The 14995-nt window shown below is 53.9% G+C and carries 10 protein-coding genes and 2 pseudogenes; 3 read left to right on the top strand and 9 right to left on the bottom strand.

Annotation, left to right across the window (positions count from 1 at the left end; translation table 11 throughout):
* The first annotated feature begins 214 nt into the window (after positions 1-214).
* Entirely contained in the window at positions 215-1027 is an 813-nt protein-coding gene (djlA, locus tag J4685_RS15895; protein WP_001200595.1) for a co-chaperone DjlA, read from the top strand.
* A 94-nt stretch (positions 1028-1121) separates the two neighbouring features.
* On the opposite strand, the gene rluA is transcribed toward djlA, so the two are convergent.
* The 5 genes and pseudogenes from rluA to tnpA all read right to left on the bottom strand — a co-directional run bounded on the left by rluA (position 1122) and on the right by tnpA (position 8004).
* Entirely contained in the window at positions 1122-1781 is a 660-nt protein-coding gene (gene rluA / locus J4685_RS15890; protein WP_000525201.1) for a bifunctional tRNA pseudouridine(32) synthase/23S rRNA pseudouridine(746) synthase RluA, read from the bottom strand.
* A gap of 11 nt (positions 1782-1792) precedes the next feature.
* A complete protein-coding gene (gene rapA / locus J4685_RS15885) occupies positions 1793-4699 on the bottom strand; it encodes an RNA polymerase-associated protein RapA (RefSeq protein WP_001116900.1) in 2907 nt (968 codons plus the stop codon).
* Between the two features lie 173 nt (positions 4700-4872).
* Positions 4873-7224, bottom strand: a complete 2352-nt coding sequence (gene polB / locus J4685_RS15880) for a DNA polymerase II (RefSeq protein WP_000035597.1) — start codon at positions 7222-7224, stop codon at positions 4873-4875.
* A 43-nt stretch (positions 7225-7267) separates the two neighbouring features.
* Positions 7268-7489 (bottom strand): annotated as a pseudogene (locus J4685_RS15875) (YdcF family protein); the annotation flags it as partial.
* Positions 7490-7563: 74 nt separating this feature from the next.
* Complete coding sequence (gene tnpA / locus J4685_RS15870; RefSeq protein WP_000458342.1) at positions 7564-8004, bottom strand: IS200/IS605-like element ISSen6 family transposase; 441 nt, start codon at positions 8002-8004, stop codon at positions 7564-7566.
* 22 nt (positions 8005-8026) lie between these two features.
* Here tnpA and J4685_RS15865 point away from each other — a divergent pair, with 22 nt between their 5' ends.
* A complete protein-coding gene (locus J4685_RS15865) occupies positions 8027-9232 on the top strand; it encodes an RNA-guided endonuclease InsQ/TnpB family protein (RefSeq protein ID WP_014341280.1) in 1206 nt (401 codons plus the stop codon).
* Positions 9233-9307: 75 nt separating this feature from the next.
* Here J4685_RS15865 and J4685_RS15860 read toward each other — a convergent pair.
* Positions 9308-9706, bottom strand: a pseudogene (locus J4685_RS15860) (YdcF family protein); the annotation flags it as partial.
* 517 nt (positions 9707-10223) lie between these two features.
* Between J4685_RS15860 and J4685_RS15850 the strand changes: the two are divergent.
* Positions 10224-10643 carry a DUF4751 family protein gene (locus J4685_RS15850; RefSeq protein WP_001103153.1) on the top strand — a complete coding sequence of 140 codons (420 nt, stop codon included), beginning with the start codon at positions 10224-10226 and terminating at the stop codon, positions 10641-10643.
* 5 nt (positions 10644-10648) lie between these two features.
* Here the strand turns inward: J4685_RS15850 and araD are convergent, their stop codons facing one another.
* From araD to araB, 3 genes are all read right to left on the bottom strand, one after another.
* The gene (araD, locus tag J4685_RS15845) at positions 10649-11344 is read right to left on the bottom strand and encodes an L-ribulose-5-phosphate 4-epimerase (RefSeq protein ID WP_000888638.1); all 696 of its coding nucleotides are present in this window, start codon (positions 11342-11344) and stop codon (positions 10649-10651) included.
* A 140-nt stretch (positions 11345-11484) separates the two neighbouring features.
* Positions 11485-12987, bottom strand: coding sequence for an L-arabinose isomerase (gene araA, locus J4685_RS15840; RefSeq protein WP_000151699.1), 1503 nt, complete (start codon positions 12985-12987; stop codon positions 11485-11487).
* Positions 12988-12997: 10 nt separating this feature from the next.
* On the bottom strand, positions 12998-14707 hold the full coding sequence (gene araB, locus J4685_RS15835; RefSeq protein ID WP_000951819.1) for a ribulokinase: 1710 nt from the start codon (positions 14705-14707) through the stop codon (positions 12998-13000).
* Positions 14708-14995: the final 288 nt, after the last annotated feature.

Raw genomic sequence — 14995 nt, 5'->3', positions numbered from 1 at the left:
TGACAAACGGTCACAGCCTAACTTACTCATCTTCGCTGCGCCAGTGTTAATCCTGCCGTTTAGCGTCTGTGGTGTTAGGCACGGCATTGAATGACAGGTATGATAATGCAAATTATAGGCGATGTCCCACAATTGACCGTAGCCTTCATTCGCAGAAAAGCACCTTATTTTGTGGGAGATAGCCTCACCGATAGCGTAACGTTTTGGGGAGTCTATGCAGTACTGGGGAAAGATAATTGGCGTCGCCGTAGCCCTGATGATGGGCGGCGGCTTTTGGGGCGTGGTCCTGGGTCTGCTGGTGGGCCATATGTTCGACAAAGCCCGCAGCCGAAAAATGGCGTGGTTTGCCAACCAGCGGGAACGGCAGGCGCTGTTTTTTGCCACCACCTTTGAGGTGATGGGCCACTTAACCAAATCAAAAGGACGGGTGACGGAAGCGGATATTCATATCGCCAGTCAGTTGATGGATCGTATGAATTTACACGGCGATTCACGTACTGCCGCGCAGAACGCCTTTCGGGTCGGAAAAGCGGATAATTACCCATTACGTGAAAAGATGCGGCAGTTTCGTAGCGTCTGCTTCGGGCGTTTTGATCTGATCCGGATGTTTCTGGAAATTCAGATCCAGGCGGCGTTTGCCGATGGCTCGCTACACCCTAATGAGCGGGAAGTGCTGTATGTGATTGCGGAAGAGTTAGGTATTTCCCGCGTACAGTTCGATCAGTTTCTGCGCATGATGCAGGGCGGCGCGCAGTTTGGCGGCGGTTATCATCAACAGTCCGGCGGCGGCTGGCAGCAGGCGCAGCGCGGCCCGACGCTGGAAGATGCCTGTAATGTGCTGGGGGTTAAAACCACCGACGATGCAACCACCATTAAACGCGCTTATCGCAAACTGATGAGCGAGCATCATCCGGACAAACTGGTCGCGAAAGGTTTACCGCCGGAAATGATGGAAATGGCGAAGCAAAAAGCGCAGGAAATTCAGAAAGCGTATGAGCTAATCAAAGAACAGAAAGGCTTCAAGTGATTGAATTGCCGGATGCGGCTAGCGCCTTATCCGGCCTACGTTAATGAATGTAGGCCGGATAGGCGAAGCGCCCCGGCATAAATTGGCTCTGAATTTAAAAATCTGCCGGGACTTTAAACGTCATGCTGGTGCCGTAAGCGGGATGGGTAATGGTCAGCATTTCGGCGTGTAACTGCAAACGCGGCGCCAGCGACAACGCTTCCGGCGAAGCGTAAAACCGATCGCCTAAAATCGGGTGGCCTAACGCCAGCATATGCACACGAAGCTGATGCGAACGCCCGGTGATCGGTTTGAGCACCACGCGGGCGGTATTATCCGCCGCAAACTCCACCACGTTATATTCCGTTTGCGCCGGTTTGCCGGTTTCATAACACACTTTCTGCTTTGGCCGGTTCGGCCAGTCGCAGATGAGCGGTAAGTCAACCAGTCCTTCCGCCGGGGAGGGATGCCTCCATACGCGCGCCACATACTGCTTTTTCGGCTCACGTTCGCGGAACTGGCGTTTTAGCTCCCGCTCCGCAGCTTTGGTCAGCGCCACTACAATCACGCCGCTGGTAGCCATATCCAGACGATGCACCGACTCTGCCTGCGGGTAGTCGCGCTGGATACGCGTCATAATGCTGTCTTTGTGCGCTTCCAGACGCCCCGGCACGGACAACAGGCCGCTGGGCTTATTGACCACCATAATGTGCTCATCCTGATACAGGATAACCAGCCAGGGTTCCTGCGGCGGATTGTAGTTTTCCATCCCCATGTACGGCTCCGTTATTGGTGCGTGACGACGATAAAACGCAGCGCGTCCAGACGCCAGCCTGCCTGATTCAGGCTCTCCAGTACCTGCTGACGGTTACTGTCGATAGCGGCAAGTTCGTCGTCGCGAATGTTCGGGTTGACGGCGCGCAGCGCTTCCAGACGCGACAGTTCCCCGGACAGTTTTTCATCCGCCTCGCGACGCGCGTTATCAATCAGCGCTCTGGCGGACTTTTCAATCTGCGTCTCGCCCAGTTGCAAAATGGCGTGGACGTCCTGTTGTACGGCGTTAACCAGTTTGCTGCCGGTGTGGCGATTCACGGCGCTGAGCTGACGGTTGAAGGTTTCAAACTCGACCTGGGCGGCCAGATTGTTGCCGTTTTTATCTAACAGCATACGTACCGGCGTCGGCGGCAGGAAGCGGTTCAGTTGTAGCTGTTTCGGCGCCTGCGCTTCCACGACGTAAACCAGTTCGACCAGCAGCGTGCCGACGGGCAGCGCTTTATTTTTCAACAGCGAAATGGTGCTGCTGCCGGTATCGCCGGAGAGGATCAGATCCAGTCCGTTACGGATGAGCGGATGTTCCCAGGTAATAAACTGCGCATCTTCGCGAGACAGGGCTACATCACGTTCAAACGTGATAGTACAGCCGTCTTCCGGCAGGCCGGGGAAATCCGGCACCAACATGTGGTCGGACGGCGTCAGCACGATCAGGTTGTCGCCGCGATCGTCCTGGTTAATGCCGACGATATCGAACAGGTTCATGGCGAACGCGATCAGGTTGGTGTCGTCGTCCTGTTCTTCAATGCTTTGTGCGAGCTGTTGGGCTTTTTCTCCGCCGTTGGAGTGGATCTCCAGCAGGCGGTCGCGGCCCTGTTCTAACTGGGCTTTTAGCGCTTCATGTTGCTCGCGGCAGGATTTGATCAGATCGTCAAACCCGTCGGTTTCTTCAGGCGCGGCCAGATAGTTAATCAGACTGGCGTAGGCTGAATCATAAATCGCGCGACCGGTCGGGCAGGTGTGCTCAAAGGCGTCCAGCCCTTCGTGATACCAGCGAACCAGCACCGACTGGGCGGTTTTTTCCAGGTACGGGACGTGGATCTGGATATCATGCGCCTGGCCGATACGATCCAGACGACCAATACGCTGTTCCAGCAGATCCGGGTTAAACGGCAAGTCGAACATCACCAGATTGCTGGCAAACTGGAAGTTACGTCCTTCGGAGCCGATTTCGGAACATAACAGCACCTGCGCGCCGGTATCTTCTTCGGCGAACCAGGCGGCGGCGCGGTCGCGTTCGATAATCGACATGCCCTCATGGAACACGGCGGCACGGATGCCTTCGCGTTCGCGCAGCACCTGCTCCAGCTGTAACGCGGTGGTCGCTTTGGCGCAGATCACCAGCACTTTTTGCGAACGATGGCTGGTCAGATAGCCCATTAGCCACTCAACGCGTGGGTCGAAGTTCCACCAGGTGCCGGTATCGCCTTCGAACTCCTGATAAATTTGTTCCGGATAGAGCATATCGCGGGCGCGATCTTCCGCGCTTTTACGCGCGCCCATAATGCCGGAGACCTTAATGGCGGTCTGATACTGGGTCGGCAGCGGCAGTTTTACCGTATGCAGTTCACGTTTCGGGAACCCCTTGACGCCGTTACGGGTGTTGCGGAACAGAACGCGGCTGGTGCCGTGGCGATCCATCAGCATCGACACCAGCTCATCACGGGCGGCCTGCGCGTCGTCGCGATCGCTATTAGCGGCCTGCAACAGCGGTTCAATATCCTGTTCGCCGATCAGATCGCCCAGCCTGTTCAGTTCGTCGTTGCTGAGTTTATTGCCCGCCAGCAGCATGGCCACCGCATCGGCGACAGGGCGGTAGTTTTTCTGTTCTTCGACAAACTGTTCGAAATCGTGGAAACGGTTCGGATCGAGCAGACGCAGACGGGCGAAATGGCTTTCCATCCCCAGCTGTTCTGGCGTGGCGGTCAGCAGTAGCACGCCCGGTACGCGTTCAGCTAACTGTTCGATGGCCATATATTCACGGCTCGGCGCATCGGTGCTCCACACCAGATGATGCGCTTCGTCGACCACCAGCAAATCCCACTCGGCGTCGCACAAATGTTCCAGACGCTGCTTATTACGGCGGGCGAAATCCAGCGAGCAGATCACCAGTTGTTCGGTTTCAAACGGGTTATACGCGTCGTGCTGCGCTTCGGTATAGCGTTCGTCATCGAACAGCGCGAAGCGCAGGTTGAAACGGCGCAGCATTTCTACCAGCCACTGGTGTTGCAGGGTTTCCGGCACGATGATCAATACGCGTTCCGCCGCGCCGGATAATAACTGTTGATGCAGAATCATCCCGGCTTCAATGGTTTTACCTAAGCCCACTTCATCCGCCAGCAGTACGCGCGGCGCGTGGCGACGACCTACATCATGAGCGATATTAAGCTGATGCGGGATCAGATTGGTCCGCTGACCGCGCAGACCGCTGTATGGCATCCGGTACTGCTCGCTCTGAAATTTACGGGCGCGATAGCGCAGCGCGAACCGATCCATTCGATCGATTTGACCGGCGAACAGACGATCCTGGGGCTTACTGAAAACCAACTTGCTGTCGAGCAGAACTTCGCGCAACGTCACATTGGTCTCTTCGGTATCCAGGCGGGTGCCGACATAAACAAGCAGGCCATTTTCTTCTTTTACTTCATCGATATGTAGCTGCCAGCCTTCATGGCTTGTAATCGTATCGCCAGGGTTGAACATGACGCGGGTCACGGGAGAATCACTGCGCGCATACAGGCGGTTTTCCCCCGTGGACGGGAAAAGTAAGGTGACGGTTCGCGCATCCATCGCAACAACGGTTCCAAGTCCCAGCTCGCTTTCTGTATCGCTGATCCAGCGTTGACCAAATGTAAAAGGCATATGTGTTCGGCTCTATATCTTTAATTGCAGGCATTACTCGCCATTCCCAGGCGACAGCACTGGATAATTGCGAGTATACGACCCCGCTACCAGGCTAATGTGGTAGTGGCGTTAATTAGGTCCAGGAATGGAAAGGGCGCTATGGTACTGGAAGGCGGCGCTTTCGTCACGCGTCAAAATAGCCCCAGTTGCCCGGTCAGTAGTGTAGCAAAATTATCTTCAACGAAGGGAAGAATTCCTTCCGCCACGGGTTGTAGCTGGCGGGTAAGATAGTGTTCGTAATCCAGCGGCGACTGCTGGTAATCCACGGGCTCGGGGCCGTTAACAGTCCAGACATATTTTATGGCGCCGCGATTCTGATACTGCGCCGGACGACCCTGCTTCAGGTTTTGTTCATCCGCCAGCCGGGCGGCGCGAACGTGCGGCGGAACGTTACGTTGGTACTCATGTAAAGGGCGACGCAGACGCTTACGATAAACCAGCTGCGCGTCCAGTTCGCCCGCCATCAGTTTATCGATAGTCTCACGCACATAGTCTTGATAAGGTTCATTGCGAAAAACACGCAGATACAGCTCCTGTTGAAAGCGCTGCGCCAGCGGCGTCCAGTCGGTCCGCACCGTTTCCAGACCTTTAAATACCATGCGCTGGCTGTCGCCTTCCTGAATCAGGCCCGCGTAGCGTTTTTTACTGCCAGTATCCGCGCCGCGGATGGTCGGCATCAGAAAACGGCAAAAGTGGGTTTCAAACTCCAGCTCCAGCGCGCTGGTCAAATTTTGCTGTTGTAACGTCTGCGCCCACCATTCGTTCACGTGACGCACCAGCCTGTGCCCGATTTCCGCCGCGTCGGCTTCTGAATGCGCGCGCCGGAGCCAGACGAAAGTGGAATCGGTATCGCCATAGATCACGTCATAACCCTGCGCCTCAATCAGCGCTTTGGTCTGGCGCATAATCGCATGACCGCGCATGGTGATTGACGACGCCAGACGGGGATCGAAAAAGCGACAGGCCGTGGTGCCGAGTACGCCATAAAAGGCGTTCATAATGATTTTAAGCGCCTGCGAGAGCGGTTTATTGCCCTGACGTTTGGCTTCATCGCGCCCGTGCCAGATTTGGCTAACAATTTCCGGCAGGCAGTGCTTTTCTCGTGAAAACCAGGCGTCAAGGAAACCTTCGGTACTGTGTTCCGGATCCGGCTGCGCCATGCCTTCGACCAGCCCGACGGGATCAATCAAAAACGTGCGGATAATCGACGGGTACAGGCTTTTATAATCCAGCACCAGTACTGAATCGTATAATCCGGGTTGTGAATCCATTACGTAGCCGCCGGGACTTGCCAGCGGCGGCACTTCGCCGAGATTGGGCGCGACATAGCCGGCGCGGTGCATTCGCGGAAAGTAAAGATGCCCGAATGCGGCGACTGAACCGCCGTGGCGATCGACCGGCAGGCCGTTGATCGTCGCGCGTTCCAGCAAAAACGACATGATCTCGGTTTTATGGAAAATGCGCGTGACCAGCTCGCAGTCTTTCAGGTTGTAGGTGGCGAGGGCGGGTTTATCCTGGGCAAAGCGGCGATCGATCTCATCCATACGATCCCAGGGATTATCAATGGATTTTCCTTCGCCGAGCAGTTCCTGCGAGACGGCTTCCAGCGAAAAAGACGAAAAATTCCAGAACGCGGATTTAAGCGCGTCGATACCATCGATAATGACTCGCCCTCTGGCCTGGGCGAAAAAAACGCCGTTTTTGAAGCCATGTTCGCGCCACTCCAGTTCGCTATTGTCTCGCCCCAGCCGTAAAGGGATACGGTAGCGTTCGGCATGTTTTTGCAGCATACGCAGGTCGAACTGCACCACGTTCCAGCCGATGATGACGTCAGGATCATGTTCGGCAAACCAGGCGTTGAGTTTTTCCAGCAACTGCGGGCGGCTGGCGACATACACAAGCTCGAAGTCCAGTTGGCGGTCATCGCCATTCGCCGGACCCAGCATATAAACGGTACGCTGGCCGCAGCCTTCCAGACCAATGCAATACAGCTCGCCGTGTCGCGTGGTTTCGATATCCAGCGAGACCCATTTTAGCGGCGGTCGATAGTCGGGGTGGGGTTTAAGACGCGCATTGCGGATAACGCCGTTGCGCATCTCGCCATCTACCCAAACAGGCGAAGTGATAAAACGTTCCATCAGGTAACGCTCCGGCGGGCGGACATCCGCTTCATAAACGGTGACGCCGTTTTCGCGCAGCAGTTTCTCCATCCGCATAAGCTGGCGGTGAGTGCGGCAATACAGACCGGATACCGGCTGACGGTGAAAGTCTCGCAGCTGGAGCGGCGTCAGGCGATAGTCTTTTTCCGCCTGTAGCAGCGAGGCGGCGCGGGAGGTCTGGCTGGTCGGAATAAACGCCACGGACTCTTGCGGCGCCAGCGTCGCCTGCAAAGGGCCGTTGTCTGTCGCCAGCCAGAAAGAGACCTCCGTCCCTTGCGGCGTATCCCGCCAGTGCCGGGTTAAAATGAAACCTGCCTGCGCCACGATGATTACCTGTCTAAAAAATTCACGCTAATTATAACCTGTTTTAGGGGGTAATACTGTTATTTTGTACAGGCATATAACGTAAAAGCCGATATCCGCTGTAATAAAAAGTTTCTCGCAGTAAGAAGCGGGTTTGCGCCCACTAGGATTTATAGCGGGTGGATCGCGTGGGTGATGAGCGGCTATCGATACCATTATCCTGAGCGATAGTTTTCAGACGCAGCATATGCAGCGGATCGCTGACCAGTAACGCTGTGCACCATCTTAACTCCAAAGGGTACTCCCGCCGACATAAGGCGGGAGGGGAATTTGGACGGGCTTGAAAAGCCCGAAGGATCATCAGCCACGCTGATGTTGAATGTATTGCTTCACAACTTCCAGCGGCGCACCTCCGCACGAGCCAGCAAAGTATGACCTCGACCAGAGCACGGCTTTTCCGTATGCTCCCCGCAAATCAATAAATTCGTTTCGCAGACGGCGGGATGTCACAGCTTTCAGTGAGTTAACCAGTACCGAAAGCTGCACTGTTGGTGGGTATTCGATCAGCATGTGGACATGATCGACGTCTCCGTTACTTTCTTTAAGTTCTCCGCCAAAATCACGGCAGACTTCTGCTGCATACTGATGGAATGCAGCATAGTGTGACTCACCCAGTATCTTTCGACGGTATTTTGTTACAAAGACAAGATGAACATGCAAAAGGAAGGCGGCATGTCTTGAACGATTAATTTTATGTTTTTGTATTGAAGTTGACCGTAAAAACAGTAACGTAGCAAACAAATCTCCTACACACTGAGTGATGATGCTAATCCTGAAAGCCTACAAATTCAGACTGGAACCAACGCCTGAACAGTCGCAGCGTTTGCGGCAGTTATGTGGTTGCGCCCGTTTTGTCTGGAATTTAGGTCTTGCGGAGACAAAGCGCATCCTTGGTTCAGGCGAAAAGTTACCTTCGGCTTTCGAGTTGAACAGGATGCTTACAGTGTGGAAAAAAATGCCGGGACACATCTTTTTACAGGATGCTTATACCGACAATCTGCAACAAAAGTTGAAAGACCTGCATACTGCATGGAAACGTTGCTTTGATAAAAAGCTCGCAGCTAAGGCCCCGGTATGGAAACGAAAAAATGAGGGCAGAGACTCAATCCGTTTTGTGAACTTTGAGAAATATTGCCGCCTTGAAAATCGCAGAGTGAAGCTACCGTCAGGTCTTGGGTGGGTAAAATTCCGGCAATCTCAACGTGTGAACGGTAAAATCAAAAATGCGACAATCAGTCAGTTAGCGGGACAGTGGTATATCTCGTTTCAGGTTGAAGTTGAAACGGCAGAACCCAATCACACAAGCACAACGATAGTCGGTCTGGACGCAGGAGTAACAAAACTCGCCACGCTTTCAGACGGTACGGTATACCAACCAGTCAACAGTTTTAAAGCAAGTCAGCGCAAGCTGGCAACACTCCAGCGGCAGTTAAGCCGTAAAGTCAGATTCAGCAGTAACTGGCAGAAACAAAAGCGAAAAGTCCAGCATCTGCACTCGCACATAGCCAATATCCGGCGCGACTACCTTCATAAAGTTACCAGTGAAATCAGCAAAAACCACGCGATGATAGTCATTGAGGATTTGAAGGTTAGTAACATGTCGAAATCGGCAAAAGGTACAGCAGAACAGCACGGACGAAACGTCAAGGCCAAATCAGGTCTGAACCGTTCGATACTGGATCAGGGCTGGTATGAAATGCGCCGCCAGCTTGAGTACAAACAGCTCTGGCGTGGCGGTCAGGTGCTTGCGGTTCCGCCAGCATATACAAGCCAGCGTTGCGCGTGCTGTGGTCATACCGCGAAAGAAAATCGCCTGTCACAAAGTAAATTTGTGTGTCAGGCATGCGGATATACAGCGAACGCTGATGTAAACGGCGCTCGTAACATTTTAGCGGCGGGGCACGCCGTTCTTGCCTGTGGAGGGATGGTGCAGTCAGGCCGCCCGTCTGAAACAGGAACCAGACGCTGAGCAATCAGTCGTCACCCACTAATGGGAATTCCCCACCTGAGTCACGAAGTGCGAAGGTGGGGGAGGATGTCAATGTTGTTGTCGCAGTATCTGTTTTGCGTAACGAATATTTTCGCGCGTCACGGTAGAGCGCTCTTCAATAAAAATCGCCTTAGCCGGAATGCCTTTTTCCAGAACGTATTGACGGGCTATCGCCGCGTCGGAAACCGTTGCGCCAGCGCCGTAGCCGCCGGTTAATACCAACGCGCGGATAATGTGTTGTTGGTAAAGCCAGATGGCATGATCCAGTCTGGCCTGAAAAACGGGAGAAGGCGTTTTTCCGCTAACGCCTGCTCCTGCGACAATCGCGCAGTCAGCTACGCGCGTCTGGTTTTGCTGACTGAACTGATAAATAGCGATAACGTTATGGATAAACACCATGGCCATAATGAGAATGATGCCTGCCGCGATTCTGAGGATGTAGCGATATTTCATGAATGAGTTCGTTCCCCGTGACGGGTGTAATGAATATTTTAACGATAAAATGGCTTTTAGCGTCAGATATTTTTGCTGACGTATATTTATCAATATAATGATGCCGGTATATACAGCAGATATAATTATCCTATAACTGCTAATTTTGAATCATGTTTATTTACAGTTTTTACCCATGTATTAGCCGCTTTGTGTCAAGTCTGTTTTCATACATTAAGTATTTTTCAGAAAGGCGCTTGTTCGAATCTGTTACTTATTTCTCGGATTAACAAAAAAGCGATATTTTTTGTTTGTTTTAATTAATGAAAAGTGTAACAATTTCATTTGGAACATCCGCATCGTCAGGTAGAAATATAATATTCCAATTGGCCGCTATGGTTAAATAAAAATGGATTACAGTGCGAATTCGTCGGGAACTCTCTGCATAATTTAATTTTTATTTTAGAATATAATTTTATTTTGACTTTCGGGTGCGGGTGTTTTTATCAAAATTTGTGGTATTCAGGAATGATCTTTTATGAATGTGAGTATGCAGGCGCGTCTGGTAGGGAGCGACCGTTATCTTTTCGTCAATACTCAACGCGCTAACCCTTCCATAAAAACCGTGAGTCGATTTTTTGAGTATAAAACATGGACAGAACAGATTTGGCGTACCGAGATTATTGAAAACGGCAATGCTTTTTTTCACTGGCAAGGACACGACAGAAAAGACGGACATCGGGATACCATTATTAATTATCTGTTAAATGGGCAACGCTGGCAGTCAACAATCGAAGATTATATTTTCTTCCATGCGCTGGAAGGAAAAGCGTGGCAGGGACATTATGATAATATTATTGAATATGTGAGTTCTGATCATTACGTCTATCAAAGCGCATTTGCTGAATATATCACCGACCAGATTCATCAACGCGCCCCCCATGGGACGCGTTTTTAGAGGCATTACTGCCCGTAATAGGCTTTTGCGCCGTGTTTGCGTAAATAGTGTTTATCCAGCAGGGATTGCTGCATGTCGGGCAACTGCGGCGCAAGCTGGCGGCAGAAGATCCCCATATAGGCCACTTCTTCCAGCACGATGGCGTTATGCACGGCATCCTCGGCATTTTTACCCCAGGCAAACGGGCCGTGCGAATGGACAAGCACGCCGGGCATTTGAGCGGCGTTAATGCCTTGTTTTTCAAAGGCTTCAACAATGACATTGCCCGTTTCCCATTCATACTCGCCATTAATTTCCGCTTCGGTCATTTTGCGAGTGCAGGGAATCGTACCGTAGAAATAGTCGGCGTGGGTGGTGCCCGTCGCCGGAATCGGCTGACCCGCCTGCGCCCAGATAGTCGCGTGGCGCGAATGGGTGTGTACGATGCCGCCGATAGTCGGAAATGCCTGATATAACAGACGGTGGGTTGGCGTATCGGACGACGGTTTCTTATGACCTTCAACGACTTCACCGGTCTCCAGGCTGACCACCACCATATCGTCAGCGGTCATGACGCTATAATCGACGCCGGACGGCTTAATCACCAGTACGCCGCGTTCGCGATCGACGGCGCTAACGTTACCCCAGGTGAGGGTGACCAGGTTGTGTTTTGGCAGCGCCAGATTGGCTTCCAGTACCTGGTGTTTGAGATCTTCTAACATTGTTTTCTCCCTGCCGGATGGCGCTTCGCTTATCCGGCCTACGAGCGACGGTGTGCCGGATGGCGACATAAATGCCTTATTCGGCCTACAGGACCGTAGGCCCGGTAAACGCAGTGCCACCGGGCATTCAGACACCACTTTTAGCGTTTTAAACCGTAATACACCTCGTTCCAGCGCAGCGCGTCCTTAAAGGCTGGCAGACGGGTATCGTTATCAATCACCGCGATTTCGATATCGTGTATTTCTGCGAACTGGCGCATATCGTTCAGATCCAGCGCGTGGCTGAAGACGGTATGGTGCGCGCCGCCAGCCAGAATCCACGCTTCGGAGGCGGTCGGCAGATCCGGCTGCGCCTTCCACAGCGCGTTAGCCACCGGCAGTTTCGGCAGGGAGTGCGGCGTTTTTACGGTGTCAATGCAGTTGACCAGCAGGCGGTAACGATCGCCGAGGTCGATCAGGCTGGCGACGATCGCCGGGCCGGTTTGGGTATTGAAAATCAAACGCGCCGGATCTTCCTTGCCGCCAATGCCGAGGTGCTGGACGTCGAGGATCGGTTTCTCTTCCACCGCGATGGAGGGACACACTTCCAGCATGTGCGAGCCGAGCACCAGATCGTTGCCTTTCTCGAAGTGGTAAGTGTAATCCTCCATAAATGAGGTGCCGCCCTGCAGACCGGTTGACATCACTTTCATAATGCGAAGCAGAGCGGCGGTTTTCCAGTCGCCTTCGCCCGCAAAGCCGTAGCCCTGCTGCATCAGACGCTGTACGGCCAGACCCGGAAGTTGTTTCAGACCGTGTAAATCTTCAAAAGTAGTAGTGAATGCGTGGAAGCCGCCCTGTTCCAGGAAACGCTTCATCCCCAGTTCAATGCGCGCCGCTTCCCGCACGTTCTGGCGTTTATCGCCGTGGATCTGGGTGGCGGGCGTCAGGGTATAGCTGCTTTCATACTCGTCAATCAGAGCGCTGATATCGCCGTCGCCGATAGAATTCACCACCTGCACCAGATCGCCGACCGCCCAGGTATTGACCGAAAAGCCAAATTTGATTTGCGCGGCCACTTTATCACCGTCAGTCACTGCGACTTCACGCATATTGTCGCCGAAGCGGCAGACTTTTAGCTGGCGGGTATCCTGTTTAGAGACCGCCTGGCGCATCCAGGCGCCGATACGCGTATGGGCCTCTTTATCCTGCCAGTGGCCAGTGACGACCGCGTGCTGCTGGCGCATCCGCGCGCCGATAAAACCGAACTCTCGGCCGCCATGCGCAGTCTGGTTCAGGTTCATAAAGTCCATATCGATGCTGTCCCACGGCAGGGCGGCGTTAAATTGGGTATGGAATTGCAGTAGTGGTTTGTTAAGGATACTCAGCCCGTTGATCCACATTTTGGCCGGGGAGAAGGTGTGCAGCCAGACCACCAGCCCCGCGCAGCGATCGTCATAATTGGCGTCACGACAAATGGCGGTAATCTCATCCGGCGAGGTGCCCAGCGGTTTTAATACCAGTTTACATGGCAGTTTGGCTTCGGTATTCAGCGCGTTGACCACATGCTCGGCATGTTGGGTGACCTGGCGCAGGGTTTCTGCGCCATACAAATGCTGGCTGCCAATCACAAACCATACTTCATAATTATCAAAAATCGTCATTGTCGTGTCCTTAATGAGTCAGGATTGCCTGATTGGCCGGGGTCGTTGGCGCCGGCGCGGCAGTCGGAAGATAATGTTGTTCTGCGCTTAGCGCCCACTGCTGGTAGCGGCGGTAAAGCCGTTCGAAGCGTTGCGCCTGTTCAGGGCGGGGACGCAGAGTGCGTTCTACCGCGCTCGCCATGCTTTGCTGGGCGGCAGGAATATCGGCATGGACTTTCGCGGCAACGGCGGCAAAGATAGCGGCGCCTAATGCGCAACATTGGTCGGAAGCGACGATCTGCAACGGACGATTCAGTACGTCGCAGCAGACCTGCATAATGACCTGATTTTTACGGGCGATGCCGCCAAGCGCCATCACGTTATTGACCGCGATACCCTGCTCGGTAAAACACTCCTGAATGGCGCGCGCGCCGAAGGCGGTCGAGGCGACCAGACCGCCAAACAGCGCTGGCGCGTCGGTGGCGAGATTGAGATCGGTAATGACGCCTTTCAGACGCTGGTTGGCATTGGGTGTACGGCGACCATTGAACCAGTCGAGCACCACCGGCAGGTGATCCAGGGACGGATTTTTCGCCCAGGCGTCGGTGAGCGCTGGCAATAGCTGCTTCTGGCTGGCGTTAATCTGGGTTTTCAGTTCCGGGTGCTGCGCGGCAAGTTGTTCCAGCGGCCAGCTCAACACGCGGCTAAACCAGGCGTAGATGTCGCCGAAAGCGGACTGGCCCGCTTCCAGACCGATAAAGTTCGGCACCACGCTGCCGTCAACCTGACCGCAAATGCCTTTCACGGCGCGATCCCCGACGCTCTGTTTATCCGCAATCAGAATGTCGCAGGTTGACGTGCCGATGACTTTTACCAGCGTATTGGGCTGTGCGCCCGCGCCGACCGCGCCCATGTGACAGTCGAACGCGCCGCCGGAAATCACCACGCTTTCCGGCAAGCCGAGGCGCTGCGCCCATTCGGCGCACAGGGTGCCCACGGGCAGATCGGCGGTGAAGGTTTCGCTAAATAACGGGTAGCGCAGATGACGGTTAATGCACGGATCGAGTTCATCAAAGAAGCTCGCGGGCGGCAGACCGCCCCAGCTTTCATGCCACAGTGTTTTGTGCCCAGCGCTGCAGCGGCCACGGCGGATATCCTGCGGGCGAGTGGTGCCGGAAAGCAGCGCCGGCACCCAGTCACACAGTTCAATCCACGAGACGGCGGCCTGCGCGACGGCGCTATCCTGGCGGGTGACGTGCAGAATCTTCGCCCAGAACCATTCGCTGGAGTAAATGCCGCCAATATAGCGGGAGTAGTCGACCTTACCTGGCTTATGGCACAGACGAGTGATTTCGTCGGCTTCTTCCACGGCGGTGTGATCTTTCCACAGCACAAACATCGCATTCGGGTTCTCGGCGAACTCCGGACGCAGCGCCAGGACGTTACCGTCGGCGTCAATCGGCGCTGGCGTAGAACCGGTGCTGTCAACGCCAATGCCAACGACATTTGCGCGTTGCGCGGCGCTTAATTGTGCCAGAACGGCTTTCAGCGCGGCCTCCATTGACTCCATGTAGTCGCGCGGATGATGACGGAACTGGTTGTTCGGGCCGTCGCAATAACGGCCTTCTTGCCAGCGCGGATACCACTCTACGCTGGTGGCGATCTCGTCGCCGGTGGCGCAGTCCACTGCCAGAGCGCGCACTGAATCACTGCCAAAATCGAGGCCAATTGCAATTGCCATCGTCTTACTCCATCCAGAAAAACAGGTATGGAGAAACAGTAGAGAGTCGCGGCAAAAACCGTCAGGCAGGATCCGCTAATCTTATGGACAAAAATGCTAATGCTTTGCAAAGTGTGACGCTGTGCAAATATTCAATGTGGACATTCCAGCCATAGTTATAGACACTTCTGTTACTTAATTTTATCGCCTGAACTGTACGCTTTTGTTACAAAGCGCTTTTCACAAGCGGGGTTGATACGTGCTTTCATCAAGCGCAAGGTCTTGCGGAGACGGAAGCTCTGTCGTCCT

Source organism: Salmonella sp. 32100201201700099SM, from assembly GCF_017572645.1.
Taxonomy (GTDB): domain Bacteria; phylum Pseudomonadota; class Gammaproteobacteria; order Enterobacterales; family Enterobacteriaceae; genus Salmonella; species Salmonella enterica.
Note: the sequence above shows the minus strand (reverse complement) of the source record. Positions and strands in the feature narration are given on the sequence as shown.

Coding starts and splice junctions, on each gene's coding strand:
- djlA (WP_001200595.1), top strand. CDS start 215: ATGCAGTACTGGGGAAAGATAATTGGCGTCGCCGTAGCCCTGATGATG.
- rluA (WP_000525201.1), bottom strand. CDS start 1,781: ATGGGGATGGAAAACTACAATCCGCCGCAGGAACCCTGGCTGGTTATC.
- rapA (WP_001116900.1), bottom strand. CDS start 4,699: ATGCCTTTTACATTTGGTCAACGCTGGATCAGCGATACAGAAAGCGAG.
- J4685_RS15865 (WP_014341280.1), top strand. CDS start 8,027: ATGCTAATCCTGAAAGCCTACAAATTCAGACTGGAACCAACGCCTGAA.
- J4685_RS15850 (WP_001103153.1), top strand. CDS start 10,224: ATGAATGTGAGTATGCAGGCGCGTCTGGTAGGGAGCGACCGTTATCTT.
- araD (WP_000888638.1), bottom strand. CDS start 11,344: ATGTTAGAAGATCTCAAACACCAGGTACTGGAAGCCAATCTGGCGCTG.
- araA (WP_000151699.1), bottom strand. CDS start 12,987: ATGACGATTTTTGATAATTATGAAGTATGGTTTGTGATTGGCAGCCAG.
- araB (WP_000951819.1), bottom strand. CDS start 14,707: ATGGCAATTGCAATTGGCCTCGATTTTGGCAGTGATTCAGTGCGCGCT.